Annotated in this window: 21 protein-coding genes; 12 read left to right on the forward strand and 9 right to left on the reverse strand. The window is 67.3% G+C overall.

Annotation, left to right across the window (positions count from 1 at the left end; translation table 11 throughout):
• Positions 1–5: 5 nt before the first annotated feature.
• Both ABZ909_RS03880 and ABZ909_RS03885 read right to left on the reverse strand, forming a co-directional pair.
• On the reverse strand, positions 6–869 hold the full coding sequence (locus ABZ909_RS03880; RefSeq protein ID WP_356996092.1) for an ABC transporter permease: 864 nt from the start codon (positions 867–869) through the stop codon (positions 6–8).
• Positions 870–872: 3 nt separating this feature from the next.
• Positions 873–1,691 (reverse strand): ABC transporter permease, encoded by an 819-nt coding sequence (locus tag ABZ909_RS03885; RefSeq protein ID WP_356996093.1) that lies wholly within the window; start codon positions 1,689–1,691, stop codon positions 873–875.
• Between the two features lie 499 nt (positions 1,692–2,190).
• Here ABZ909_RS03885 and ABZ909_RS03890 point away from each other — a divergent pair, with 499 nt between their 5' ends.
• Positions 2,191–2,856 (forward strand): serine protease, encoded by a 666-nt coding sequence (locus tag ABZ909_RS03890; protein WP_356996094.1) that lies wholly within the window; start codon positions 2,191–2,193, stop codon positions 2,854–2,856.
• 52 nt (positions 2,857–2,908) lie between these two features.
• Here the strand turns inward: ABZ909_RS03890 and ABZ909_RS03895 are convergent, their stop codons facing one another.
• Positions 2,909–3,541: a hypothetical protein gene (locus ABZ909_RS03895; RefSeq protein ID WP_356996095.1), complete on the reverse strand. Its 633-nt coding sequence runs from the start codon at positions 3,539–3,541 to the stop codon at positions 2,909–2,911.
• Positions 3,542–3,651: 110 nt separating this feature from the next.
• Between ABZ909_RS03895 and ABZ909_RS03900 the strand changes: the two genes are divergently transcribed.
• From ABZ909_RS03900 to ugpC, 6 genes are all read left to right on the forward strand, one after another.
• Positions 3,652–4,950 carry a cytochrome P450 gene (locus ABZ909_RS03900; RefSeq protein WP_356996096.1) on the forward strand — a complete coding sequence of 433 codons (1,299 nt, stop codon included), beginning with the start codon at positions 3,652–3,654 and terminating at the stop codon, positions 4,948–4,950.
• Positions 4,951–5,243: 293 nt separating this feature from the next.
• Positions 5,244–6,149 (forward strand): L,D-transpeptidase, encoded by a 906-nt coding sequence (locus ABZ909_RS03905; RefSeq protein ID WP_356996097.1) that lies wholly within the window; start codon positions 5,244–5,246, stop codon positions 6,147–6,149.
• A 342-nt stretch (positions 6,150–6,491) separates the two neighbouring features.
• Positions 6,492–7,451 (forward strand): sugar ABC transporter permease, encoded by a 960-nt coding sequence (locus ABZ909_RS03910; RefSeq protein ID WP_356996313.1) that lies wholly within the window; start codon positions 6,492–6,494, stop codon positions 7,449–7,451.
• Positions 7,452–7,519: 68 nt separating this feature from the next.
• Positions 7,520–8,311, forward strand: a complete 792-nt coding sequence (locus tag ABZ909_RS03915; protein WP_356996314.1) for a carbohydrate ABC transporter permease — start codon at positions 7,520–7,522, stop codon at positions 8,309–8,311.
• A gap of 139 nt (positions 8,312–8,450) precedes the next feature.
• A complete protein-coding gene (locus ABZ909_RS03920; protein ID WP_356996098.1) occupies positions 8,451–9,731 on the forward strand; it encodes an ABC transporter substrate-binding protein in 1,281 nt (426 codons plus the stop codon).
• 24 nt (positions 9,732–9,755) lie between these two features.
• Entirely contained in the window at positions 9,756–10,835 is a 1,080-nt protein-coding gene (gene ugpC / locus ABZ909_RS03925) for a sn-glycerol-3-phosphate ABC transporter ATP-binding protein UgpC (protein ID WP_356996099.1), read from the forward strand.
• 42 nt (positions 10,836–10,877) lie between these two features.
• Here the strand turns inward: ugpC and ABZ909_RS03930 are convergent, their stop codons facing one another.
• From ABZ909_RS03930 to ABZ909_RS03940, 3 genes are all read right to left on the reverse strand, one after another.
• Positions 10,878–12,860, reverse strand: a complete 1,983-nt coding sequence (locus tag ABZ909_RS03930) for a M13 family metallopeptidase (RefSeq protein WP_356996100.1) — start codon at positions 12,858–12,860, stop codon at positions 10,878–10,880.
• 169 nt (positions 12,861–13,029) lie between these two features.
• Positions 13,030–13,410, reverse strand: coding sequence for a DUF397 domain-containing protein (locus ABZ909_RS03935; protein WP_356996101.1), 381 nt, complete (start codon positions 13,408–13,410; stop codon positions 13,030–13,032).
• 31 nt (positions 13,411–13,441) lie between these two features.
• Positions 13,442–14,293, reverse strand: coding sequence for a Scr1 family TA system antitoxin-like transcriptional regulator (locus ABZ909_RS03940; RefSeq protein ID WP_356996102.1), 852 nt, complete (start codon positions 14,291–14,293; stop codon positions 13,442–13,444).
• A gap of 90 nt (positions 14,294–14,383) precedes the next feature.
• Here ABZ909_RS03940 and ABZ909_RS03945 point away from each other — a divergent pair, with 90 nt between their 5' ends.
• Positions 14,384–14,857 carry a hypothetical protein gene (locus tag ABZ909_RS03945; protein ID WP_356996103.1) on the forward strand — a complete coding sequence of 158 codons (474 nt, stop codon included), beginning with the start codon at positions 14,384–14,386 and terminating at the stop codon, positions 14,855–14,857.
• Here the strand turns inward: ABZ909_RS03945 and ABZ909_RS03950 are convergent.
• Together ABZ909_RS03950 and ABZ909_RS03955 are read right to left on the reverse strand one after the other, a co-directional pair.
• A complete protein-coding gene (locus ABZ909_RS03950) occupies positions 14,847–15,341 on the reverse strand; it encodes a DUF4190 domain-containing protein (protein WP_356996104.1) in 495 nt (164 codons plus the stop codon). The genes ABZ909_RS03945 and ABZ909_RS03950 overlap by 11 nt on opposite strands.
• A gap of 9 nt (positions 15,342–15,350) precedes the next feature.
• Complete coding sequence (locus tag ABZ909_RS03955; protein ID WP_356996105.1) at positions 15,351–16,124, reverse strand: pirin family protein; 774 nt, start codon at positions 16,122–16,124, stop codon at positions 15,351–15,353.
• Between the two features lie 281 nt (positions 16,125–16,405).
• Here ABZ909_RS03955 and ABZ909_RS03960 point away from each other — a divergent pair, with 281 nt between their 5' ends.
• The 4 genes from ABZ909_RS03960 to ABZ909_RS03975 all read left to right on the forward strand — a co-directional run bounded on the left by ABZ909_RS03960 (position 16,406) and on the right by ABZ909_RS03975 (position 23,728).
• Positions 16,406–16,876, forward strand: a complete 471-nt coding sequence (locus ABZ909_RS03960) for an NUDIX domain-containing protein (protein ID WP_356996106.1) — start codon at positions 16,406–16,408, stop codon at positions 16,874–16,876.
• Positions 16,873–18,225, forward strand: a complete 1,353-nt coding sequence (locus ABZ909_RS03965; RefSeq protein ID WP_356996107.1) for an MFS transporter — start codon at positions 16,873–16,875, stop codon at positions 18,223–18,225. The genes ABZ909_RS03960 and ABZ909_RS03965 overlap by 4 nt, the downstream gene beginning before the upstream one ends.
• 109 nt (positions 18,226–18,334) lie before the next feature.
• Positions 18,335–19,999, forward strand: a complete 1,665-nt coding sequence (locus tag ABZ909_RS03970) for a DUF4185 domain-containing protein (RefSeq protein WP_356996108.1) — start codon at positions 18,335–18,337, stop codon at positions 19,997–19,999.
• A gap of 84 nt (positions 20,000–20,083) precedes the next feature.
• Positions 20,084–23,728 (forward strand): hydantoinase B/oxoprolinase family protein, encoded by a 3,645-nt coding sequence (locus ABZ909_RS03975; RefSeq protein WP_356996109.1) that lies wholly within the window; start codon positions 20,084–20,086, stop codon positions 23,726–23,728.
• Between the two features lie 33 nt (positions 23,729–23,761).
• Here the strand turns inward: ABZ909_RS03975 and ABZ909_RS03980 are convergent, their stop codons facing one another.
• Complete coding sequence (locus tag ABZ909_RS03980) at positions 23,762–24,943, reverse strand: ATP-binding cassette domain-containing protein (protein WP_356996110.1); 1,182 nt, start codon at positions 24,941–24,943, stop codon at positions 23,762–23,764.

The raw sequence follows: 24,943 nt of genomic DNA on the forward strand, positions 1-24,943 counted from the left end.
GCCCCCTATCCCGAGATCCGGATGCCGGGGTTCACGCCCCAGATTGCCAACGTCATGAACAGGTCGGCGAAGACGACCGCGATGATGCACAGCTTGATCGCGCGACCGGCCGCCACACCCACGCCCTCCGGGCCGCCGGAGGCGAAAAACCCGTAGTAGCACTGGATGAACGTGGTGATCGCGACGAAGAGAATCGCCTTCAGCAGTGAGTACAGCACGTCGTGCGGCACCAGGAACTGATAGAAGTAGTGCTGGAAGGTGCCCGTCGCGGTGCCGCCCACCAGGGATACGGTCAGCGAGCAGGAGATGTAGGCCAGCGGCAGCGCCAGGCAGTACAGCGGCACGATGGCGATCATGGCCGCGATCATGCGGGTGCTGACCAGATACGGAAGCGGCCGGATGGCAACCGATTCCAGCGCGTCGATCTCCTCGGAGATGCGCATGGCGCCCAGCTGCGCGGTGAACCGGCAGCCCGCCTGCGCCGCGAAGGCGACGGTGGCCAGCATGGGCCCGAGCTCACGCGTGGTGGCGAAGGCCGAGATGGCGCCGGTGAGCGGGCTCAGGCCGAGCAGGTTCAGCGAGGTGTAGCCCTGGATGGCGACGGTCATACCGCCGAACGCCGACAGGATCAGCACCACGCCGATGGTGCCGCCACCGACGACGAGATTGCCGTTGCCCCAGGTGACGTCGGACAGCAGCCGCCACACCTCTTTGGGGTACTGCTTGAACGCGAGCGGCATGGAGCCGATCGAGCGCAGGAAGAAGAACACCTGGTGGCCGATGCGCGCCAGCCAGTCACGCGGCGAGCTGGCCGCGCCCTTGATCCGTTGGAACGGCCGCAGCAGCGGCGGCACGTACGTAGCTGACACGACTCAGACCACCTGCGGGGGGAAAAGGGTGTTGTACAGCTGCGTCATCATCAGGTTGACGCCGAAGAGCATGACCGCGGACATGACCACGGCGGTGTTCACCGCATTCGCCACGCCACCGGGACCGCCTTTGGCGTTGAGCCCCGAGTCACAGGCGATGACGGCCGCGAACAGGCCGTAGATGAGCGACTTCAGCAGGGCCACAGCCAGATCCGCCGTGATCGCGAACGACGAGAACGTACTGATGTAGGAGCCCGGGGTGCCGTTCTGGACGAAGATGTTGAACATGTAGCCGGTCAGGAAGCCGACGAAAACCACGAAACCACACAGCAATACCGAAACCAGCATGGCCGCGCCGAGACGCGGAGCGACCAGACGCTGCATGGGATCGACGCCCATGACCTTCATGGCGTCGATCTCCTCGCGGATGGTGCGGGAGCCGAGGTCGGCACAGATGGCGGAGCCGACGGCGCCGGAGATCATGAGCGCGGTGACCAGCGGCGCACCCTGCTGAATGATGCCCAGGCCGTTGGCCGCGCCGATGAAGGACGTTGCCCCGACCTGCCCGGCCACCGATCCGACCTGAATCGAGACGATGACGGCGATCGGAATGGCGACCAGCAGGGTGGGCGCCGCGGCGACATTCGCCATGAACGCGCACTGCCGGATGAACTCACGGTAGGGGAAGCGGCGACGGAAGATCGCGATGAAAAGCTCGGCGACCGCGGCGACACCCATCGACATCATCCGGCCACCGGTTTCCAGCGACCGTTTCGGATGATCCTGCCAGTACGCCTTGGCCCAATCCACGGCCACATTCATCCGTGATGGTGACGGTGGGCTCCCCTGGTCCCCCGGGCTCTTGGTCAACTGCACTGGCTACCCCTCTCGACGCCGGAGTTACCCGTCTCCGGCGACTGTTGCTGGACGCACCCTACTACGGAGTTAGGAAAAACACACCACCGATTGTGGTTCCGCTCATAGAGACGGATCACTTTCGATGTATTGCTGTGAACAGCCACATCAGGGTCGGTTTACGGGGCAAAAAACCTGGCAGAGATCTAGAACTTGTTCTAGTTTTCAACTATCCACCGGCGTTTGCGGACATCCATCGGGTAACAATTTGTAGGAACAAATTTATCGGAATTCAATAGCTTTTGCGTATTGTTCCGTAATCCACATCCAACTAGGTATCGGCCGCGAACCCCGGGAGGACACGGCTAGGCAACATGTGGCAGTACAACAGGCAACCGGGCTCGAATACTGACAGGATGAGTAACCGCAGGTTCAGATTCGTGCGGCTTCCGACATCTGGAGGGACATGATCAAGAAACTCGCCGGGGCGACCGGCGCATTCGCCATCGCCCTGAGCACCGCGCTCTTCGGAATCGGAGCCGCTCACGCCGATGCCGCGCCCGCCGTCATCGGTGGCGGCTCCGGGATCATCATCGATGATCAGTACGAGTGCACCGTGACCACCATCGGTCACGACGGCGCCGGACGGCTGGTCGGCCTGACCGCCGGGCACTGCGGCGACGCCGGGTCCCGGGTCTGGGCCGAAAAGGATCGTGCCGCGGGACAGATCGGTCAGTTCGTCTACTCCAACCACGATCTCGACTACGCCGTCATCCAGTTCGATCCGGACCGCGTCATCCCGGTCAACCGCATCGGCAATGTCACCATCACCGGGATCGGCGGCCCGCCCGGATTCCCCATGATCGTCTGCAAGGAGGGCCGCACCACCGGCAGTACCTGCGGCATCTCCTGGGGCGACGTCTTCGATACCAACGTCGAGACCTGGAGCCAGATGTGCGTGGTGGAGGGCGATTCCGGCGCGCCGGTCGTCGTCGGGACCACCCTCGTCGGCATGGTGAACGCCTACCTGGCGGTGGCCTGCTTCGGCCCCGAGGTCGGCACGAACGTGAGCTCGATCATGGCCGACCTCAACGGCCGGGGCGGCGTCGGCTCCGGCTACACGGTGATCTGATCCACGAACAATGCTGACCGGGGCGGTGATTCGGGAATCACCGCCCCGGTTGCTATTTGAGGGTGTTGACGCAGACGACGAAATTGCGTTCGTCGTAGACGTAACCCTGGTCGCCGTCGGGGCAGTCGTCGACGCTGCTGCTGTTCTGCACGATCGACACCACCTTCACACCCTCGGTGGCCGTGGTGGCGGTGCAGGGGATGCGGTGGGCCGCGTCGTTGCCGACGTCCATGCAGTCGCCGACCACCCAGTCGATGGTCAGGCAGAGGGCGCCGGTCTCCACGCCATTGAGGGTCTCGTAGTAGACCTGGTCGGAATCCTTGCCGCACTGGGCATTGCGCGGGGCCTTGCCGGTCACCTTGTAGTTGGAGTCCTGGCTGCCGCAGCTCGCCTTCTCGATGCTGGCGTTGTCGGTGGTGCCCCCGAGCTTCACGCAGTCGCCGATCACGGCCTGGAAGTCGGTGTTGCCGCCGCGGTCGGCGCGCGGCGTGGTGGTGGGCGCACCCGAACCGGGCTTGCCGGAGGGTTTGCCCGGGGTGGCGCCGGGGGCCTTGGTGGGGAGCACGATGTCGCCGGGGGCGGCCTGGGGATGGCCGGAAACGGTGGTCCCACAGCCGGCGAGCAGCAGGGCGGCGGCGGAGATCGCGGGCAGGGCGATCCGGGCGGAGAGCTGCTGACGCAACACGGGCGAGTCCTATATTTCGAAACAAACAGATTTGAGTTCTGTGCCCATGCATACACCACGGGCACCAGGAAGATCGAACCGAGGCGGTCCGGCATTTCGTATAGGAAGCCATGAGCACCGACATCCTGGAGCGCTATCTCTCCTGGCGGCGCGGACGCGACGGTGACCCCTTCCGGGTGCGAATGCCGGCCCTGGGACCGGTGCTCTTCACCGGCACTCCCGAGGGCGCGCGCGACTTGTTCCGGGCCCCGGTGGACCTGCTGGAACCGCCGCTGCCCAATCCCATCGAGCCCATGGTGGGCGCGGCCTCGCTCATCCTGGCCCAGGACGGCCGGCACCGGCGCGAGCGGGCGTTGCTCGCGCCCGCGCTGCACCGCAATCGAATCAGCGCCTACGGCAACACCATTCGCGAAGCGGCCCGGGCCGAGCTGAGCGGGGAGCGCACCGGGGACCCGTGGCGGCCCGGCACCCGGATCGATGCCCGGGCGGCGGCGCGGGCACTGACGCTGCGGGTGATCCTGGCAGCGGTGTTCGGCATCGACGATGCGGCGCGGCGGGCCGAATACACCACGGTCACAAAGGAATTCCTGGAGTCCTTCGGCAGCACGCTGTTCATGGTTCCGGCATTGCGGCGCAATCTGTTCGGGCTGTCCGGCTGGGAGCGGTTCAGCACGGCGCGGGATCGGCTCGATGAACTCATCGACGCCGAGGTGGCGCGGCGGCGCGCGGACGGGGGCGGCGGGGCGGATCTGCTGGCGCTCATGCTGGACACCCGCTACGAGGACGGCAGCCCCATCACCGACACCGACCTGCGCGAGCAATTGCGCACCCTGCTGGTGGCGGGGCACGAGACCACGGCGACCGCGCTGGTGTGGGCGCTGTACCGGCTGCATCGCGAACCGGATGCGCTGGCCCGGTTGCGCGCCGAATTGGCCGCCGCCGGAAGCGATCCCGGCCCGGCCGAGCTGATGGCGCTGCCCCACCTGGACGCGGTCTGCCAGGAGACGCTGCGGTTGCATCCGCCGGTGCCGATCGTATTGCGCAGGCTCACCGGTGATTTCACGCTACGCGGGGTGCCGCTGTCGGCGGGGGACACCATGGGGATCTCGGTGCACCTGCTGCACACCGATCCCGCGGTGTGGCCGCAGCCGCGGCGATTCCGGCCCGAGCGGTTTCTGGAGCGCCGCTACAGCCCGTTCGAGTACGCCCCGTTCGGCGGCGGGCACCGGCGTTGCGTCGGTGCGGCGCTGGCCGATTACGAACTTCGCATTGTGCTGGCTACTGTATTGACCGATGTGCGGCTACGGTTGTCGCCGCGGTTCGCGCGCGGGCCCGCGCCGATGTCGGTGCCGCACACCATCACGGTCGGGCCGCGCAGCGCCATCACGTTCGATGTCGCCGGATTCTGAAGCGCCTCGGTGATTTCGATCACAGGCAAGTTTCGGGAAGTGAGCACTCCGAAAGCGGCCGCGCCGGTGTCACTTTCGGGGAATCGCCGAGGCCATCGGCGTATTCACGCCCCTCGAGCAACCAACCCGCAGTCCTGTGACCCAGCGCACACCGGTTAGTCGGTATGCATAACTGACAGAAGCCAATTGGCTTGCCGGACGGATCGCTGTAGTAATGAACGCGGGGTTGGGACCTGCGCGGGTGAAGTGCGCCCGCAATCTGCGTGTGAACGAGGATCTGAGAGGACCGAGCTGTGCGCCATACCCGGTATCGGAAAACGGGACTGATCGCCCTCGCCGCCATTGCGGCGACCGGAGCAGTGGTGGCAGCACCCGCCTCAGCGACTCCGCTATGGCCGGGCGGGCCGGACGTACCGGGCGTGCCGTCCGCGGTCATGCCGCAGCCCGAGCCGGGCTCGCTGCCCAGCGACCCGAACGCCAAGTCACCGATTCCGCCCGCCAACTTCGTGGCCCCCAACATCAGCCCCGGTGACGGGGATGTGGTCGGCGTTGCGATGCCGATCATCATCAACTTCAAGGACCCGGTCGGCGATCACGCGGCCGCCGAGAAGTCGATTCGCATCACCTCCACCAACAAGGTGAGCGGCCACTTCTACTGGATGGGCGACAAGCAGGTGCGCTGGCGGCCCGAGGACTTCTGGCCGGCCGGCTCCAAGGTGACCGTCCAGGCGGGCGGCACCGACGTCGCCTACGAGATCGGCGACGAGTTCATCACCACCGCCGACGACACCACCCACGAGATCACCGTGACCCACAACGGCGAGGTCGTGAAGACCATGCCGACCTCCATGGGCAAGCAGGGCCACGAGACCCCGAACGGCACCTACATCATCAGCGAGAAGAACCGCAAGATGATCATGGATTCCTCCACCTACGGTGTGCCGGTAACCGATCCGCAGGGCTACAAGCTCGAGGTCGAGTACGCCACCCGCATGTCCAACAGCGGTATCTTCGTGCACGCCGCCCCGTGGAGCGTTGCGCAGCAGGGCGTTTCGGACACCTCGCACGGCTGCCTGAACGTCTCCACCGAGGACGCCAAGTGGTTCCAGGAGAACGTGAAGAAGGGTGACCCGGTGATCGTCAAGAACACCAACGGCGGCACCTTCTCCACCAGCGACGGCTGGGGCGACTGGAACTGACCTCCCCCGCCTCCCCGAGCCTTCAGCGCACGGCAGAGAGCCGCCTACTCTTGTGCACGCGTGCCTGCGGTCGAGGAGCGAACCGATTTCGGGGGGTACCCGGTGAGTTACCCGCGCACTTGCGAAATCGGTTGTCACCTTCATGACGAGCGCCCCGCCCATTGGGCGGGGCGTTCGCTCTTTCTCGCTGTTGGCTGACCGTTCATTTGAATTCGTTCTCGAAACATCTTGGGCAGTCGTACTATTCGGCCCATGTCCGCGCCACTCGGGGGTGTGACCGGTGAACAGTCGGTGGCGGATGTCGACCGACAGTTCAGCGAGTTACCATCCGGAATTAACCAGATCTTTGCCCCTGGCCGCAAGGCTGCGCGGGTGCGATCCTGGCCCGAACGAGTACTCCCGACGCCCCCGGGGCGCGGGTGGCGAAGCAGACCCTGGCAGGACCATGCGCTCTTCGTGGTCCTGGTCGCGCCGAACCTGATTCTGCTGGGGCTGTTCGTCTATCGGCCGCTGGTCGACAACATCCGCCTGTCCTTCACCGACTGGAACATCTCGGCGACCAGCCTGAACTGGGTCGGCTTCGACAACTACACCGAGTGGTTCGGCCGCGACGACTCCTGGCAGATCGTCGGCAACACGGTGATCTTCACCGTCGCCGCCGTCCTCGGCAGCATGGTGCTGGGCCTGGCGCTGGCCCTGCTGCTGGACCGCAAACTGTTCGGGCGCAATGTGGTCCGATCCGCCATCTTCGCGCCCTACGTCATCTCCGGCGCGGCCATCGGCGTGGGCTTCCAGTTCATCTTCGACCCGGGCTTCGGACTCGTCCCGGATCTGTTGCACCGGCTGGGAATTCACTCGCCCGACTTCGCGCAGAACCCGCACTGGGCGCTGTTCATGATCACGGTCACCTACATCTGGAAGAACCTGGGCTACAGCTTCGTCATCTATCTGGCAGCGCTGCAAGGGGTTCGGGCCGATCTCATGGAGGCCGCCGAGATCGACGGCGCGAGCCGCTGGACCACCTTCACTCGGGTATTGCTGCCGCAGCTGCGGCCCACCACCTACTTCCTGTCGATCACGGTGCTGCTCAACTCACTTCAGGTCTTCGACCTCATCAACGTGATGACCCGCGGCGGGCCCATCGGCACCGGCACCACCACCATGATCTATCAGGTCTATCGCGAGTCCTGGGTGAACCAGCGCGCCGGATACGGGGCGGCCGTCGCCACCATCATGTTCCTGGTGCTGCTCATAGTGACGCTGGTGCAGGTGCGCATCATGGATCGAGGGGACGAGAAGTGAACCGGCCCAACGCGCTGAGCGCTTTCCGCGATCGGGAACTGTGGGCCGAGGTGTTCGGTTACGCCGCCATGGTGTGCGTGCTGATCATCGTCGGCGTCCCGCTGTACTACATCCTCACCCGCTCGTTCATGGCGCACGCGGAGGTCTACTCCCAGCCGGTCAGCTACTGGCCTGAACGCTGGCTGGTGTCGAACTACCACGACGCCACCACCACGCTGCCGTTCTGGCAGTTCCTGCGGAACTCGATCATCGTGACCGGCATCGTCTCGGCGGTGAAGTTCGTGCTGGGCGTGCTCAGCGCCTACGGACTGGTGTTCCTGCGCTTTCCCGGCAAGAACATCGTGTTCCTGGTGATCATCGCGGCGCTCATGGTGCCGAACCAGATCACCATCATCTCCAACTACGCGCTCATCGCCCAGTTGGGCTGGCGAAACACCTTCCAGGGCATCATCGTTCCGCTCTGCGGCGTCGCCTTCGGCACCTTCCTCATGCGCAATCACTTCCTGTCGCTGCCGAGCGAGGTCATCGAGGCCGCGCGGATGGACGGCGCGGGCTGGTGGCGGCTGCTGACCCGGGTGGTGCTGCCCATGTCCGTACCCACCATGGTGGCGTTCGCGGTGGTCACGCTGGTGAACGAGTGGAACGAATACCTGTGGCCGTTCCTCATGGCCGACGACGCGCGGGTCGCCACCCTGCCGGTCGGCCTGACCCTGCTGCAGAACACCGAGAACCCGAGCGTCACGAACTGGGGTCCGGTCATGGCCGGGGTCATCCTGACCATGCTCCCCATCCTCATCGTCTTCCTGGTGCTCCAGCGCCAGATGATCAAGGGCCTCACCTCCGGTGCGGTCAAGGGCTAAGTCCCAGAAGGAGATTCCTGTGTCGGATTCACGTAGCCCCGCTGATTTCACGGCACGCCGTGGCGCTGATTTCACGGCACGCCGTGGTACTGATTTCACGGCACGCCGTGGTGCTCTGTCGCGACGCGGGTTTCTCGGCTTGGCGGGCGCGGCCGCGGGCGCGGCGGCGCTGACCGCGTGCGCCGGGTCCGGCGGCGGCACGCAGGGCGGTGACTCGAAGACCATCACCTTCTGGTCCAACCACCCCGGCACCTCCAAGGACCAGGAAACCGAGCTCATCAACCGGTTCCAGGCCAAGCACCCGGACCTGAAGGTCAATCTGGTCGACGCGGGCAAGAACTACGAGGAGGTCGCGACCAAGTTCAACGCGGCCCTGTCCGGCGGCGAACTGCCGGACGTGGTGATCCTGTCCGACGTGTGGTGGTTCAACTACGCGCTCAACGGCACCATCGAGCCGCTGGACAGCCACTTCTCGTCCGCGGGCGTGAACGTGTCCGACTACGTGGACACCTTCGTCGGCGACTACAAGTTCAACGGCAAGACCTGGGCGCTGCCGTACTCGCGCTCGACACAGATCTTCTACTACAACAAGGACGTCTGGGCCAAGGCCGGACTGCCCGACCGCACGCCGAACAGCTGGGACGAGTTCGACGAGTGGGGCCCGAAGATCCAGAGCGTGATGGGCGACGGCAAGTGGGCGCACGGCTGGGGCGACGCCAAGAACTACCTGGCCTGGACCTTCCAGGGTCCGTGCTGGACCTTCGGCGGCGCGTACTCGGACGAGTGGAAGCTGAAGTTCGACGACCCGGCCACCATCAAGGCCGGAAACTACCTGCGCGACTCCATCAATACCAAGAAGTACGCCAGCATCCGGCCCACCTACGCCGTGGACTTCGGCAACGGCATCATCGCCTCGGCCATCGGCTCCACCGGAGACCTGAAGAGCATCAACACCAATGCCGCGGGCAAGACGCAGTTCGGCACCGGTTTTCTACCGCACCCGAACGGGCTCGCGGGCTGCACCACCGGCGGCGCCGGCCTGGCGATTCCGTCGCGGATCAGCGACGCCCGCAAGGAGAACGCGCTCGAGTTCATCGAGTTCATCACCAATGCGGCCAACACCTCGTACTTCTCGCAGGCCACCGGCTATGTGCCGGTGCGCAAGTCGGCGCAGCAGGATCCGGGCATGCAGGACTTCCTGACCAAGAACCCGAACTTCAAGACCGCGCTCGACCAGCTGCCGCTGACCAAGCCGCAGAACTACGCGCGCGTGTTCGTGCCGGGCGGCGACCAGATCATCGGCACCGGGCTCGAGCAGATCGGCCTGCAGAACCGGGACACCGCGGCGGCTTTCGGCGACATCGCCAACCAGCTCCAGACGATCATCGACCGGCAGATCACGCCCAAGCTGCCCAAGTAAGTCAAAACGAGGAGAGACGCCGGCATGGCGACTGTGCAGTTCGAGGGTGTTTCCCTCACCTATCCGGGTGCGTCCGGCCCTGCGGTCGACGACCTGCACCTGGACATCGCCGACGGCGAATTCCTGGTGCTGGTCGGGCCTTCGGGCTGCGGCAAGTCCACCAGTCTGCGCATGCTGGCGGGTCTCGAAGCGGTGACCGCCGGGCGCATTCGCATCGGCGGACTCGACGTGACCGGCCTGCCGCCGCGTTCGCGCGACGTGGCCATGGTGTTCCAGAGCTACGCGCTCTACCCGAACATGACCGTGGCCGAGAACATGGGGTTCGCGCTGCGCAATGCGGGTATGAGCAAGGCCGACACCAGGGTTCGCGTCACCGAGGCGGCGGCCATGCTGGAGCTGGAGGACCTGCTCGACCGCAAGCCCGCGCGACTGTCGGGCGGCCAGCGCCAGCGCGTCGCCATGGGCCGGGCCATCGTGCGGCGGCCGCAGGTGTTCTGCATGGACGAGCCGCTGTCGAATCTCGATGCCAAGCTGCGTGTTTCGACCCGCTCGCAGATCGCGGCCCTGCAGAAACGGCTGGGCACCACCACCGTGTACGTGACCCACGATCAGGTCGAGGCCATGACCATGGGACACCGGGTCGCGGTGATGAAGGACGGGAAGCTGCAGCAGATCGCCGCTCCCCGTGAGCTTTACGACGATCCGGTCAATACCTTCGTCGCCGGGTTCATCGGCTCGCCCGGCATGAACCTGCTGACCGCTCCGGTCCGCGAGGGCGCGGCCGTGCTCAACGACCTGCGAATTCCCCTGCCGCACACTATCGACGACAAGAACGTGATCGTCGGCATCCGCCCCGAATCCTGGAAGGTCACCACCGACCCGGGCAACGCACTCGCGGTCGAGGTGGAACTGCTCGAGGAGCTCGGCTCGGAATCGTTCGTCTACTCGCACGGCGTGGCGGACGAATGGTCCAGCCGCTCCGGCCGGGTGGTGGCGCGGGTGGATCGGCGCTTCCGGGTCGCGCTGGGCGACCGGCTGCTTCTGACACCCAAGCAGGACGAACTCTTCTTCTTCGACGCGGAAACCGAAGAGCGCCTGCGATAGCCGACCGGGGCCCCCGCCACATCGGAGAGGGCCCGGTCGGGACTACCAGATCTTCACGCGCTCAGCGGGATCCAGGTAGAGCTCGTCACCCGGCCGCACATCGAAGGCCTGATGGAAGCCGTCGAGGTTGCGGACCACGCCATTGCAACGGAACTCCGGCGGCGAGTGCGGGTCCACGGCGAGTCGGCGGATGGCCTCCTCGGTGCGCGCCTTGGTGCGCCACACCTGCGCCCAGCCGAAGAACACCCGCTGCAGGCCGGTGAGTTCGTCGAGAACGGGGGAGTCCTGGCCCTCGATGGCGATCCGGTACGCCTCCAGGGCGATCGAGAGACCACCCAGGTCACCGATGTTCTCACCGATGGTGAACTCGCCATTGACTTTGTGGTCCGCCGACAGGTCCTTGGGGGAGAACTGGTTGTACTGAGCGATCAAAGCCTTGGTGCGCTTGCCGAATTCGGTGCGGTCCGACTCGGTCCACCAGTCGACCATATTGCCGTCGCCGTCGTACTTGGAGCCCTGATCGTCGAAGCCGTGGCCGATCTCGTGCCCGATGACCGCGCCGATACCGCCGTAGTTGGCGGCGTCGTCGGCGTTCATGTCGAAGAACGGGGGCTGCAGAATGGCCGCCGGGAAGACGATCTCGTTCATGCCCGGGTTGTAGTAGGCGTTCACCGTCTGCGGGGTCATGAACCATTCGCCGCGGTCCACCGGGCCGCCCAGCTTGTTCAGATCGCGGTCGTGCTCGGCGGCGTAGCCGCTGCGGTAGTTGCCCACCACGTCGGCCGGATCCACGGTGACCGCGGCGTAGTCGCGCCACTTGTCCGGGTAGCCGATCTTGGGGGTGAACTTCGCCAGCTTGGCCAGCGCGGCCTGCCGGGTGTCCGGGCCCATCCACTCCAGCTCGGAGATATTGCGGCGGTAGGCCTCCTGCAGGTTCGCCACCAGCTCGACCATGCGGGCCTTGGCCTCCGGCGGGAAGTGCCGGGCCACATAGAGTTTGCCCACGGCCTCGCCCAGCAGGTCCTGCACCAGCGAGACGCCGCGCTTCCAGCGCTCCCGATTCTCCTGCGCGCCGGTCAGGGTGCGGCCGTAGAAATCGAAGTTGGCCTCCACCAGCTCTGCGGTCAGGTACGGCGCACGGGCCTTCACCACCCGCCAGGCCGCCCAGGCCTTCCAGTCCTCCAGCGATTCCGAGGCCCACAGCTGGGCGAAGGTGCGCACGTAATCGGGCTGGCGCACTACGAGTTCCGCGAACAGCTCCACGCCGGAGCGATCCAGGCTCGCGGCCAGCGCGGAAGTCCAGGCGGTCCAGTCGAATTCCGGGTTCTCGGCGGCCAGCGCGTCGAAAGTGGTGAGGTTGTAGCTCAATTCGGCATCGCGGCGACGCACCACGTCCCAGTGGCCCGCGGCCAGCTTGGTCTCCAGCTCGAAGACCCGCTGGGCGTCGTGGTCCAACCCGGCCAGCTCGAACATGTGGCGGATGTGGGCGACGTACTTCTCGCGGATCTCCGCGTATTCGTCCTTGTGGTAGTACGACTCGTCGGGCAGGCCGATGCCGGACTGGGTGGCGTGCACCAGGTACCGGGTGGAGTTCTTGTCGTCGGTGTCGACATAGAAGGCCAGCGCGCCACCCACGCCGGTGCGCTGCAGGCGGCCGATGAGCGCGGCGAAGTCCGAGCGGTCGGCGACGCCGGCCACGGCGGCCAGCTCCTCGGCGATCGGGGTCAGGCCCGCCGCCTCGATGGCCTCGGCGGCCATGAAGCTGTTGTAGAGATCGCCGATCTTGCGCTCTTCGGTGCCGGGTGCGGCATCGGCCGCCGAGGCGTCCTGGATGATCTTCTGCACATCCAGTTCCGCCTGGTCGTAGAGCGTGCGGAAGGCACCGTCCACCGCCCGGTCGGCCGGTATCTCGTAGCTCTCCAGCCATTTGCCGTTGACGTGCGCGAACAGGTCGTCCTGCACCCGTACGTCCGCGTCACGGAAGGACAGGTCGATACCGGAGGGAGGCGTCAGCTGCGAAGTCACGATCCCCAGTATGCACAGTTCCGCCGCCCCGCGACTTCCGCGCACGGCTGAGAGCCGTTACCACTCGTGCACGCGTGCCGGCGGTCGAGTGCCGAACCGATTTTGGACGTACCCGAGGAGTTACACCCATCGGCACGAAGTCAGTTGTCGCGTTCGGAACGAGGGCAGCTCAAGCGGACACTGGTATCCGGTCGAACTCTCCGTCGCGAGCCCCGGCGACGAAGGCGCGCCATTCGCCGGGGGTGTAGACCAGGGTGGTGTCGTGGTGCCGGAGGGTGGTGTGGCCGTCCGCACCGGTCTCCGCGCTGAGCGCGGCGCGGAGGGAGTGGCGGCCCAGTACAGCGGCCAGGAATGTCATCCATTCGGTCGCGGCGACGGTGATGATGGGCTCGTCTTCAGGGCGATGTTCCGGATTGCGCCGGTACTTGCTGTCGCGGATGAGCACCGCATCACCGTCGAATCGAACCTCCACGCACTGATTTCCGTTATTGGTACGGGACGACGTGAACCAGCCGCGGGATACCGGCCGATAGTTCGCGGTGTTTAGCATGGGCAGCATTTTACCGTTGCGCATGCGTATCCTACCCTTGCGAATAGCGTCTGATGAGCTCCAAAGATTCTGCGCGACCGAGAGATTGGTCGAGCGCACGCACGAATGCGAACCGCAGATCGCGAATCTGCGCCGAATCCTCTACCGCCCCACCGAAAACCGCGCTCTCCACCCAGGTGAAGGTGGGAAGATTTTCGGGAGCGAAATCCAGCAGATGGAAACTCGACCCGCCCAGCAGTGCGCCCCGGGTCGCGGTGAACGGAATCACCCGCACCGAAACGGAATCCAGCTCGTCCAGCAGTGTTGCCAGATGTTCCAGTTGCCCGCGCAATACTTTCGGGCCGCCGATCTGCTGCAGCAGCGTGGCTTCGCCGATCACCGCGGTGAGTTCCACCCGGTCGTCGCCGCGCAGCCGTTCCTGCCGCTTCAGCCGCACCGCCACCAGCTGTTCCACCTGGACGGGACGGATCATGACGTCGGCGCTGATGAGCGCCCGCGCGTATTCCTCGGTCTGCAACAGGCCGGGCACCACCAGGCTGTCGTAGCTGCGGATGCTCTCCGCGCCCAGCTCCATGCCGTAATACCGTTGCAGCTCCGGCCCGATGAGCGCCGAGGACCTGGCCCACCAGCCGCGCTCCTTGCTCAGCGCCAGCAGTTCCAGCAGTTCCGCGCGCTCCTCGCCCTCCACCTCGAGCAGCTCCAGCACCGGGCCGATGGTGGTGGCCGTGAGGACGCGCCGACCCTTCTCCACGTGCGACCAGTTGGCGGGGGTGAAGCCGACGCGCTTGGCGAAGGTCGCCGAATCGAAGCCGCACTGCTCACGCAGTTCGCGCAGTCGCAGGACCAGCTCCCACCGAGCGACGGTGGGCGAGACGGGTGCCATGAGCAGCGATGCTACGCCGGGGAACTCACTGGCGTGTGACTATTGTCATACCGATTGCCCGGACCTATGGTCGGTAGCAGGAGGTTCGCCATGAGCGCGCTGGACCCGTCCTCGTATACCGCCACCCAGGAAGCGCTGGCTCGGTGCCGGCGCTATCGCAAGGAGCATGGCCTCTACGGCGTGGTGGACTCGGCACTGAGCCGAATCATGTTGGAGGTCGGGGCCGTCGGAGCCGTGACCATGCCCGCCGACCTGGGCCGCCGGGTCCGCGACCACCTGGTCGCCCGGCACCGCTGCGGGCCCGTCATCGCCCACCCGCGCTCGGGCCGCTGGACCTTCCTGACCGGCCCCACGGACGAGTCGTATCACGACACCGCTTTGTTCTCAGACCTTTTCCGCGATTGCGCGTCCGTAGCGCAGCCGGGCAGCACCATCGTGCTGCCGTCTCCCGCGGACGAGCACAGTGCCTACCGCACGTGGATTCACCCACCGGAAGGGGACTTTCGCCCCGAACTGGCCGAGGTGCTGGCCGCCACCCGCGAGTGCCATCCGGTCAGCGGGTAGGCGCGGGCGTCAGCGTGACGCTGAACTTGTTCTCGACGCGCTTGTTGAATTCCTCCTGGCACTGCTGAACCTTGGAGCTGTCGTTGCCGGCCTTGTTCAGACAGTCGATCAGATCGGTGCCACCGGTGTCCTTGAAGACGGCCCACACCAGCACGCCGATCAGGATGCCGCCGATCAGGCTGATGGCGCCCATGATCGCGCCCGCCAGCGCCATTCCGAACCCGCCGGATGTGCCGCGGCGCGCCTTCGTCGCGGCGATCACGCCGAGAATGATCGCGAGCGCGCCGCACAAGACGCCGATGATGGTGAGCAGCACCGTCCAGAAGGTGAGCAGGCCCAGGATGCCGAAGACCATCGCGGTGATCGCCATGCCCCTGCGCTGCGGCGATTCCTGCCAGTACTGCGGTCCGCCGGGCGGCGGATAGTTTCCGGGCGGAGGCGCGGGGTACTGGCCGTACTGCCCCGGCGGCGGGTACTGGTTCATCCGTCGATGCTATTGCCCGCCGAGTCGGGCATGCATTTCCCACACCAGAATCTCCGACGGCATGTTCGCGGTGACACGCTGGCCTCCGCTGCGCGTCAACCGCACCGCGTCGCCCTCGTACAGGGTGCCGGCCCCCTCCATCTCCACCTCGCCGCGCGCGACGAAAACGTGCAGGTAGGGGGCCTCCGGTAGGCGGATCTCGGCGCCCTCGCCGGGCATCCGGGCCACGTGCAGGGCGGAGTGGCTGCTGGCGATGGCGATGGCGGTGCGGTCGCGGTAGCGGGGCAGGCCCGAGGCCACTGTGATCAGGCCGCCGCCGGCCAGCTCGTCGTCGATCTCCAGCTGCTGATAGCCGGGGGTCAGCCCGGAATCGTCGGGCACCACCCACATCTGGACGAAATGCACCGGCTCCCGATGTTCGGGCGCATTGCTGATCCGCCAGGAATCGTTCTTCTCCGAATGCAGGATGCCGGTGCCGGCGCTCATACGCTGGGCCAGGCCGGGATAGATGACCCCGCTGTGTCCCAGCGAATCCTGATGCACCAGGCTGCCGCTCAGCACCCAGGTGACGATTTCCATGTCCCGGTGCGGGTGGGTCTCGAAACCCTCGCCGGGCAGGACGATGTCCTCGTTGTTGACCAGCAGCAGGCCATGATGGGTGTTGTCGGGATCGTAGTGCTCCCCGAACGAGAACGAATGCTTCGAATCCAGCCACGACACACGGGTTTTCATGCGGTCGCCGCCACGATGGATATCGATGTGTGGTGTCGTGAGGGTGGACACCGCCGTACTCCTCTCACCGGCGAGCACCGATCGGATTCCAGGGTAGGGGCCGATACGGCGGCCCAACCTGAATTCCGGGTTAAATTCTAGCGTGAGAGCAGCGCTGCCCCGCACGCCGCCGACCAGGTACTACGCTCTCGGCAACCGGTACGGGCAAATGCCCGGCGATTTTGCGTGGGCGGCGGTGACGCCCGCCCGCATGCCGTCGTACCCGCCAGCGGGTTTCGGTCGGCGACCGTATCATGATGTGCCGCAAGCGAAACGGGAGGGAGAGCAGGGGGATGCGACCCGAGGCACTCGCGGGCATCGAACGCGAGCTCCGACAACAGGCCCAGAGCGAGGGGATCGCTCATTTCGTGGTGGGCGTGGCCGTATTCCGGGACGGCAAACTGCTGGTCGTACGGCGTGTCGCCGAAGGCTCGCACGGGGGGATGTGGGAACTGCCCGGCGGCGGCGTGGAATCCGGGGAGTCCTTCGCCGACTGCGTGGCCCGCGAACTGTTCGAGGAGACCGGGCTGAGCGTCGTGCGGATCACCGACGTCCTGGGCGGATTCGACTACGCCACCCGCACCAAATCCCGGGTGCGCAAGTACAGCTTCGTGGTCGAGGCCGAGGCCGCTGAGATCCGGCTGGACCCCCTCGAACACGACCGCTTCCAGTGGATCGACGCCGACACCGTCGACAACCTGCCCATGGCCGACGATATGCGCGCGGCCGTCTTCGCGCTGGTGACCACGCACCCGTCCCGGTGACCGCGCCGCCGCCGGCCACCCTGCGCGCCCGGCTGGCCGCGGCCGCGACCGCGCTCCGCGAGAATCCCGGCACCCTGCGGCTGACGCTGGTCCGGTTGTGCGGGCAGTTCGGCGACGGCATGTTCCAGGCCGCGCTCTCGGGCGCGATTCTGTTCAACCCCGAACGCCAGACCGATCCGCTGGCCATCGCCGGCGGCTTCGCGGCCCTGCTGCTGCCGTACTCGATCGTCGGCCCGTACGCGGGCGCGCTGCTCGACCGCTGGGATCGCCGCCGGGTGCTGCTCTACGCGAACGTGCTGCGCGCGCTGCTCATCGTGGCGACCGCGGCGGGCCTGCTGGCCGGGGTGCACGCCACCCCGCTACTGCTGGGCGCGCTGTCCGTGGTCGGGGTCAGCCGGTTCGTGGGCGCCGGGGTGTCCGCGTCGCTACCCAAGGTGCTGGCCCAGCGCTGGCTGGTCCCGATGAATTCGGTGCTGGCGACGGTGGCCTCGGGCTGCGCGATTCTGGGCGCGGGCCTGGCCTTCTCGGTCATCGGGCTGATCGGGGCGGGCGACTTCGCCTCGGCGGTGGCCGCGGCCGGCAGCGCCTCCGGTTCGATCGCCGGCGGGCTGGTGGTGGCCGGATTCCGGCCCCACGCACTGGGACCCGACCGCGGCGAGCACGCCGCGGCGCGGGGTGGGTGGAGCACGGTGCGGGCCATCGCCGCCGGACTGCGCGAGGGCGCCACCGCGGCCTGGCGGTCCCGGGAGGTGACCACGACCTTCCTCGGGATCGGTGCGCACCGCATCGTCTTCGGCGCGGACACCCTGCTGATGGTGCTGGTGCTGCGCCGCGGTGACGAGGCAGCGGTGGGGAGACACCTCGCGAAATTCAGCGCGGCCATCACCGCGACCGGGGCGGGCATGCTCACGGCGGCCGTGGTCGCGCCGGTGCTGATTCCCCGGCTCGGCCGGCCGCGGACGGTGGTGACCGGCCTGGTGACCGCGATCGCGGTACAGCTGGGCCTGGTCACGCCGATCACCGTCGCCACCGGGCACGGCGAGCGGCGGGCGGAGCTGCTGTTGCTGGCGGCGGCCTACCTGCTCGGGCTGGTGGGCCAGGTCATCAAGCTGACCGGGGACGCCGCCATGCAGATCAATATCGACGACGCGCACCGCGGGCAGGTCTTCGCCCTGCAGGACACGGTCTTCAACGTCACCTTCGTGCTGGCGCTGGCGAGTACCGCGGCGCTGATTCCGGCGGACGGTCGCTCACCAGCGGTGGTGGTGGCCGCGGCGGCGGTCTACGCGGGCGGCGTCCTGGCCATCGCGGCCAATTCACGCCGACGGGTCGGTCCCTGGCCGATGTAGGTATCGGCTCCACGCCCCTCCGGCGACACGGCGGCACAGCTCCGCAGATACGGCTCGGGGACGGCTACGGTGGGGTGGATCCGATCACGGACGAGGAGACGCACCACGGATGACTGCGCGGCGCTCCGAAGCACCTGCGGCCCTTGCACTGTCGAGCCTGGCCATGGCCGGGATCATGCTGCTGCCCGCCACACCCGCCTCCGCCGGCCCCCTGGCCCCCTGGGCCCCGTCGCCGTTGAATGCCTGCGGCGAAACGGGATTCGATCCGCTGGCCCGCGAACCCAACCCGGATGTGCCGCTGCCGCAACCACCGCGGCCCGACAACACCATCCACATTCCGGTCCCGGTCCCGCAGTTCACGCCGGTCCCCGTTCCGGGTCCGAGGCAGGACAACACCCGCATCCATCCCGCGCCGTTGCCCGCGAACCCGTGCGTCAATCCGTGCCCGGACCTGCGCAACGACAAGAGTCCCAAGCCGGAAAACCTTGCGCCCGGGAGTGATCCGGCCGATCCTCCGGGCGACCCGGCCGACGCCTCCGGTGATCCCGGCACCGGCGACGACCCGCCCGCCTCGGAACCGACCCCGGAGCCCACCCCCGCACCGCAGGCCGACAGCGGCTCCGGCGGCATTCAACTGCCACACATCCAGATAGACCAGATTCCGGAGACCGTCCCGATCCCGGTGCCCGGCGGCGATCCCCAGCCACCGCAGCCCCAGCCCGAGCCCGCCGTGCAGCCCTCGGCTCCCGCGCCGGTCGCCGCACCCGTGGCCCCGGCCGAGCTCGACTCGCTGGCGCTGGTGAACCAGGTGACCGGGCACGGCTCCACCAATCGCACCGATATGCGCTGGTCGGTGGACGGCACCGACCTGGGCATCATGTGGGAGTCCAAGCCCGGGCAGATCGCCGTCGCCTTCGGCGACACCTTCGGCAAGGGCTGGGGGCCGGTCGGCGCGGGCACCGGGGAGCAGGACTGGCGCAGCAATTCCATCGCGTTCAGTAGCAATCGCGATCTCTCCCGCGGCCTGCGGCTGGACACCTTCGCCCAGGACAGCCGCTGTCACGCCGCGGAGATCCTGAGCAGCCGCAAGATCGACAACTTCGAGATCACCACCATCCCGACCTCCGGCTTCGCACTGAAAGGGCGGCAGTACCTGACGTACATGTCGGTGGCCCGGTGGAGTCGCCACAAGCCTGGCATGTGGTGGACCAATCTGGGCGGGCTGGCCTGGTCCGACGACAACGGCTCGACCTGGACCAAATCCGAGTGGGCGCGCTGGGACAACTTCTTCGGGCAGGGACGGTTCCAGGTCATGGACATGGCGCCGCACAAGGGGTACGTGTACATGTTCGGCACGCCCAATGGCCGGTTCGGCACCATCGGGCTGGCCCGGGTGCCCACCGACCAGGTGCTCAACAAGTCTGCCTACCAGTACTGGATCGCCGATACCTGGGTGCCGGCGCTGGGGTCCGACGAACAGCTGGCCACGCCGATCCTGTCCGGGACCGCCGGTGAGGTGTCGGTGCGCTACGACAAGTCGACCAGGCAGTGGCAGATGATCTACCTCGATCTGGACCGCCACGCCATCGTGCTGCGCACCGCCGCGGAACCGCAGGGCGCCTGGACCGATCCGGTTACCCTGGTCGACACCGACGACTATCCGACGACCTACGGCGGGTACATCCATCCGTGGTCGAGCGGGAAGAACCTGTACTTCACCATGTCGGCGTGGAACAGCTACAACGTGTACCTCATGCACGCCGCCTTGAAGTAGTGAGCACCCGGCGTCCCGTCGGCGGTTCGGTATCGTGCGCACTGTGATCGACCTGAACACGCCCACCCGGAACGACCCGTCGCGATGACGGCCGCGACGACAGCCGGTCCGGACGGTACGGCACCCCGCTGGCAGTTCTGGATCGACCGCGGCGGCACGTTCACCGACGTGGTGGCCCGACGGCCCGACGGAGCGATCATCACACACAAGCTGCTGTCGGAGAATCCCGGCCGCTACCGCGATTCCGCGGTGGCCGGAATCCGCGAAATCCTGCGGGCCGAAGGGATTTCCGACCCGGCCGACCGGATCGACGCGGTACGGATGGGCACCACGGTCGCCACCAACGCGCTGCTGGAACGCAAGGGTGAACCCACCGCGCTGGTGATCACACGTGGATTTCGCGACGCCCTGCGCATCGCCTATCAGAATCGGCCCGCGATCTTCGCCCGCGAGATCGTGCTGCCGGAACTGTTGTACGAGCGGGTCGTCGAGGTGGACGAACGCGTCACCGCAGCCGGGAACGTCCTCGTACCACCGGACCTCGACAGCCTCGCCGATGCGCTGAAACAGGTGTACGACAACGGTATTCGCGCGCTCGCGGTGGTGTGCATGCACAGCCACCTGTATCCGGCACACGAACAGGCCATCGGCCGGGTAGCGGAGGCGATCGGCTTCCCGCAGGTCTCGCTGTCCAGCGAAGTCAGCCCGCTGATGAAACTGGTGCCCCGCGGCGACACCACCGTGGTGGACGCCTACCTGTCGCCGGTGCTGCAACGCTACGTGCGGCGGGTAGCCGACGAGCTCACCGGCGTGCGGCTGATGTTCATGCAGTCGAACGGTGGCCTCACCGAGGCCGGGCAGTTCCGGGGCAAGGACGCCATCCTGTCCGGGCCGGCCGGCGGCATCGTCGGCATGGTGCGCATGTCCCAGCTCGCCGGATACGACCGGGTCATCGGCTTCGACATGGGCGGAACATCCACCGACGTCTCGCATTTCGCGGGCGAATACGAGCGGGTTTTCAATACCCGGATCGCGGGCGTGCGACTGCGCGCGCCCATGCTCGACATCCACACCGTCGCCGCCGGGGGCGGTTCCATCCTGCACTTCGACGGCAGTCGGTACCGGGTGGGTCCCGATTCGGCGGGCGCGATGCCCGGACCGGCGTCTTATCGCGCGGGTGGGCCACTGACCATCACCGACGCCAATCTCATACTGGGACGCATCCAACCCGATTACTTCCCACACGTTTTCGGACCGGAGGGCGACCAGCCGCTCGACGCCGCGCTGGTGCGCGACCGCTTCGCCGAGCTGGCCGCCGAAATCCGTTCGCGCACCGGAGACGACCGCACGCCGGAACAGGTCGCCGAGGGCTATCTCCGGATCGCGGTCGCCAATATCGCGGCTGCGGTGAAACACATCTCCGTGCAGAAGGGGCACGACGTCACCCGGTACGCGCTGACCACCTTCGGCGGCGCGGGCGGCCAGCTGGCCTGCGCGGTCGCGGACTCGCTCGGCATTCGCACGGTGCTCGTACCGCCGCTGGCGGGCGTGCTGTCGGCGCTGGGCATCGGGCTCGCCGACACCACCGCCATGCGCGAGCAATCGGTGGAGCTGCCCCTGGAACCCGAGTCCATGCCCCGCGCCGAGGCCACCGCAACCGCATTGGAAGCCGACGCGCGCGCCGAGCTGCGCGCCGAGGACGTACCGGAACACCGCATCCGCGTGGTGCGCCGGGCGCAGCTGCGCTACGACGGCACCGACACCACTCTCACCGTGGAACTCTCCGATCCCGCGTGGATGACAACGGAATTCGTCGAACGCCACCGCGCCACCTACTCGTTCGTGCTGGACCGGCCGATCGTCATCGAGGCCCTCTCCGTCGAGGCGACCGGGCTCACCGAACCACCCGATCTGTCCGGACTGAACCGGACGGCGGCCGAGGCACCGAACCGGACGGCGGCAGGGGCCGCGACGACCACGCCGGTCCGCATGCACACCGGCGGTACCTGGCGCGACGTGTTCCTCTACCGCCGTGCGGAGCTGGGACCGGGCGTCACGGTGACCGGACCGGCCGTCATCACCGAGGACAACTCCACCACGGTTGTCGACGAGGGTTGGCGGGCCACCGTCGACGACATCGGGCATCTGATCATGGCCCAGGTCGCGACAGCGACCGGGCCGCGGGCGGGTACCGACGTGGATCCGGTACTGCTGGAGGTCTTCAACAATCTGTTCATGTCCATTGCCGAGCAGATGGGCGCACGGCTGGAGTCGACCTCGCAATCGGTCAATATCAAGGAGCGCCTGGACTTCTCGTGCGCGCTGTTCGATCCCGAGGGCAATCTGGTCGCCAACGCCCCGCACATTCCCGTGCACCTGGGCTCCATGGGAACCAGTGTCAAGGAGATCATCCGGCGGCGGCCCGACATGCGCCCCGGAGACACCTACGCGGTCAACGATCCCTACCACGGCGGCACCCACCTGCCCGATGTCACCGTCATCACCCCGGTCTTCGACATCACCGGCGAACACATCCTGTTCTATGTCGCGTCGCGCGGACACCACGCCGAAATCGGCGGCATCACACCGGGTTCCATGCCAGCGAACAGCCGCCGCATCGACGAGGAGGGCGTCGTCTTCGACAACTGGCTGCTGGTCGAGAACGGGCGCTTCCGGGAAGCCGAAACCCACCGGCTGCTGACCGAAGCTGCCTACCCGTCCCGCAATCCGGCCACCAACCTCGCCGACCTGCGCGCCCAGATCGCCGCCAATGCGAAGGGCGCGGAGGAGGTCGGCAAGATGATCGACCACTTCGGGCTCGATGTCGTGCAGGCGTACATGCGCCACGTTCAGGACAATGCCGAGGAGGCCGTGCGGCGCGTCATCGACACGCTCGAGGACGGCGACTACGCCTACGAGACCGACCTGGGCGCCACCATTCGAGTCCGTATTCACGTGGATCGCGAGAACCGTGGCGCCACCATCGATTTCGCCGGCACGTCGGCACAACTGGCGGGCAACTACAACGCGCCCTACGCGGTGGTCAACGCGGCAGTGCTGTACGTGTTCCGCACGCTGGTCGCCGACGACATCCCACTCAACGACGGCTGTCTGCGCCCGCTCACGATCAGCGTGCCGATCGGATCCATGCTGTCACCACGGCCTCCGGCGGCCGTCGTCGCGGGTAATGTCGAGACTTCGCAGGCGATCACCGGCGCTCTGTACGCCGCGCTGGGGGTGCAGGCCGAAGGGTCGGGCACCATGAACAATGTCACCTTCGGCAACAACCGCTGCCAGTACTACGAGACCATCGGTTCCGGTTCCGGTGCGGGCCAGGGCTTCGACGGCGCACCGGTCGTCCAGACCCATATGACCAACTCACGGCTCACCGATCCGGAAGTCCTGGAGTGGCGATTGCCGGCGCTGGTCGAGGAGTTCTCGATCCGCACCGGCAGCGGTGGCCACGGGCGCTGGCGCGGCGGCGACGGAGCCGTGCGGCGACTGCGCTTCACCGATGCGGTGACCGTCTCCACGCTGTCGAGCCACCGCCGCATCCCCCCGTACGGCATGGCGGGCGGCGCACCGGGAGCCCTGGGCGCCAATCGGATCGAGCGCGCCGACGGCACGACCACGCAACTGCGCGGCGCGGACTCGGCGCACCTCGAACCCGGTGATGTCCTGGTCGTGCACACGCCGGGCGGCGGCGGGTACGGCGAACCGGAGGAGTGAGACCGAAGCCGGCCGGGGCCCGGCGATGGCCGATCAATAGGGATAGACCTCGACCTCGGTCGCCTTCACCGCGAAGTACACCTCCATCCCGGGGACCACGCCGAGCTGGGCCACCGCGGCCGGAGTCAGATCCGCGGCCAGGCCCGCGGCCGCCCCCGGACCGTCCACCGCGCGCACCCGCACCAGACCGCCGCGATCCTCCAGCTCCGCCACCCGCACCCGGAACACATTGCGGGGACTTCCCTCCGGATGCTCCAGATGCACCGCCACGGCCACCGGCGAGAACACCGCCGCCGCCCGGCCGCCTTCCGTCCACTCGCCCTCGGACCTGCCGAAGACCTCGACCGTCCCGTCCGTGACGGCACCCAGCCCGGCGCTGCCGCCGCTCACCGCCGAACCCATGATCAAGTTGACTCCGGCGATCCGGGCGGCGAACCGGCTGCGGGGCCGCGCCAATACCGCAGCCACGGAACCGGACTCGATCACCCGCCCGGCCTCGATGACCGCGACCCGATCGGCCAGGGTCACCGCGTCGATGATGTCGTGTGTCACCAGAATCGTGGCGCTGGGCCGGGCATCCGGCAGCGTCACAGGATGCGCGGCGATGTCCCGTGCAGTGGCGATCAACTCGCCGTTTCCGTCGTCCGTGCCACCGGGCGCAGGTTCCCGCAGGACTCGGCGCAGCAGCGCCCGCATGACGGGCGCCGCGGTCACATCCAGCGCGGCCATCGGCTCGTCCAGCAGCAATACCCGCGGGTGCACGGCCAACGCGCGCGCCAGGGCCACGCGCTGCGCCTGACCGCCGGACAGTGACCCGGGCGACCGGTCCGCGAATTCCTCGGCGTCGACGGCCCGAAGCCATTCCCGTGCGAGAGCGGTGGCGGCCCGGCCGCGCACACCCCGGCTGCGCGGCCCGAAGGCCACATTCGCGGCCACCGACAGATGTGGGAAGAGCAAGGCGTCCTGCGCCAGCAGCGAGACGGCCCGCCGATGCGGCGCCACCGCAATGCCTTTCGCGACGTCCGTCAGCACGCGCTCGCCCAGCCGGACCTGCCCCTCGTCCGGAATCAACAGTCCGGCAACCACATCCAGCAGTGTGGACTTTCCCGCGCCGTTGGGGCCCAGCACGGCCAGCACTTCCCCGGCCGGAATGTCCAGCCGCACCTCGAAATCCCGGTCCGCCAGGCGCGCGGATACCGCCAGCCCGCTGGTCAT

Source organism: Nocardia sp. NPDC046763, from assembly GCF_040645495.1.
Lineage (GTDB): Bacteria > Actinomycetota > Actinomycetes > Mycobacteriales > Mycobacteriaceae > Nocardia.

Excerpts from the sequence above, each read along its gene's own strand:
- ABZ909_RS03885 (WP_356996093.1), bottom strand. The coding sequence starts at position 1,691 with ATGAATGTGGCCGTGGATTGGGCCAAGGCGTACTGGCAGGATCATCCG.
- ABZ909_RS03890 (WP_356996094.1), top strand. The coding sequence starts at position 2,191 with ATGATCAAGAAACTCGCCGGGGCGACCGGCGCATTCGCCATCGCCCTG.
- ABZ909_RS03900 (WP_356996096.1), top strand. The coding sequence starts at position 3,652 with ATGAGCACCGACATCCTGGAGCGCTATCTCTCCTGGCGGCGCGGACGC.
- ABZ909_RS03915 (WP_356996314.1), top strand. The coding sequence starts at position 7,520 with ATGGTGTGCGTGCTGATCATCGTCGGCGTCCCGCTGTACTACATCCTC.
- ugpC (WP_356996099.1), top strand. The coding sequence starts at position 9,756 with ATGGCGACTGTGCAGTTCGAGGGTGTTTCCCTCACCTATCCGGGTGCG.
- ABZ909_RS03935 (WP_356996101.1), bottom strand. The coding sequence starts at position 13,410 with ATGCTAAACACCGCGAACTATCGGCCGGTATCCCGCGGCTGGTTCACG.
- ABZ909_RS03940 (WP_356996102.1), bottom strand. The coding sequence starts at position 14,293 with ATGGCACCCGTCTCGCCCACCGTCGCTCGGTGGGAGCTGGTCCTGCGA.
- ABZ909_RS03945 (WP_356996103.1), top strand. The coding sequence starts at position 14,384 with ATGAGCGCGCTGGACCCGTCCTCGTATACCGCCACCCAGGAAGCGCTG.
- ABZ909_RS03950 (WP_356996104.1), bottom strand. The coding sequence starts at position 15,341 with ATGAACCAGTACCCGCCGCCGGGGCAGTACGGCCAGTACCCCGCGCCT.
- ABZ909_RS03960 (WP_356996106.1), top strand. The coding sequence starts at position 16,406 with ATGCGACCCGAGGCACTCGCGGGCATCGAACGCGAGCTCCGACAACAG.
- ABZ909_RS03970 (WP_356996108.1), top strand. The coding sequence starts at position 18,335 with ATGACTGCGCGGCGCTCCGAAGCACCTGCGGCCCTTGCACTGTCGAGC.
- ABZ909_RS03975 (WP_356996109.1), top strand. The coding sequence starts at position 20,084 with ATGACGGCCGCGACGACAGCCGGTCCGGACGGTACGGCACCCCGCTGG.
- ABZ909_RS03980 (WP_356996110.1), bottom strand. The coding sequence starts at position 24,943 with ATGACCAGCGGGCTGGCGGTATCCGCGCGCCTGGCGGACCGGGATTTC.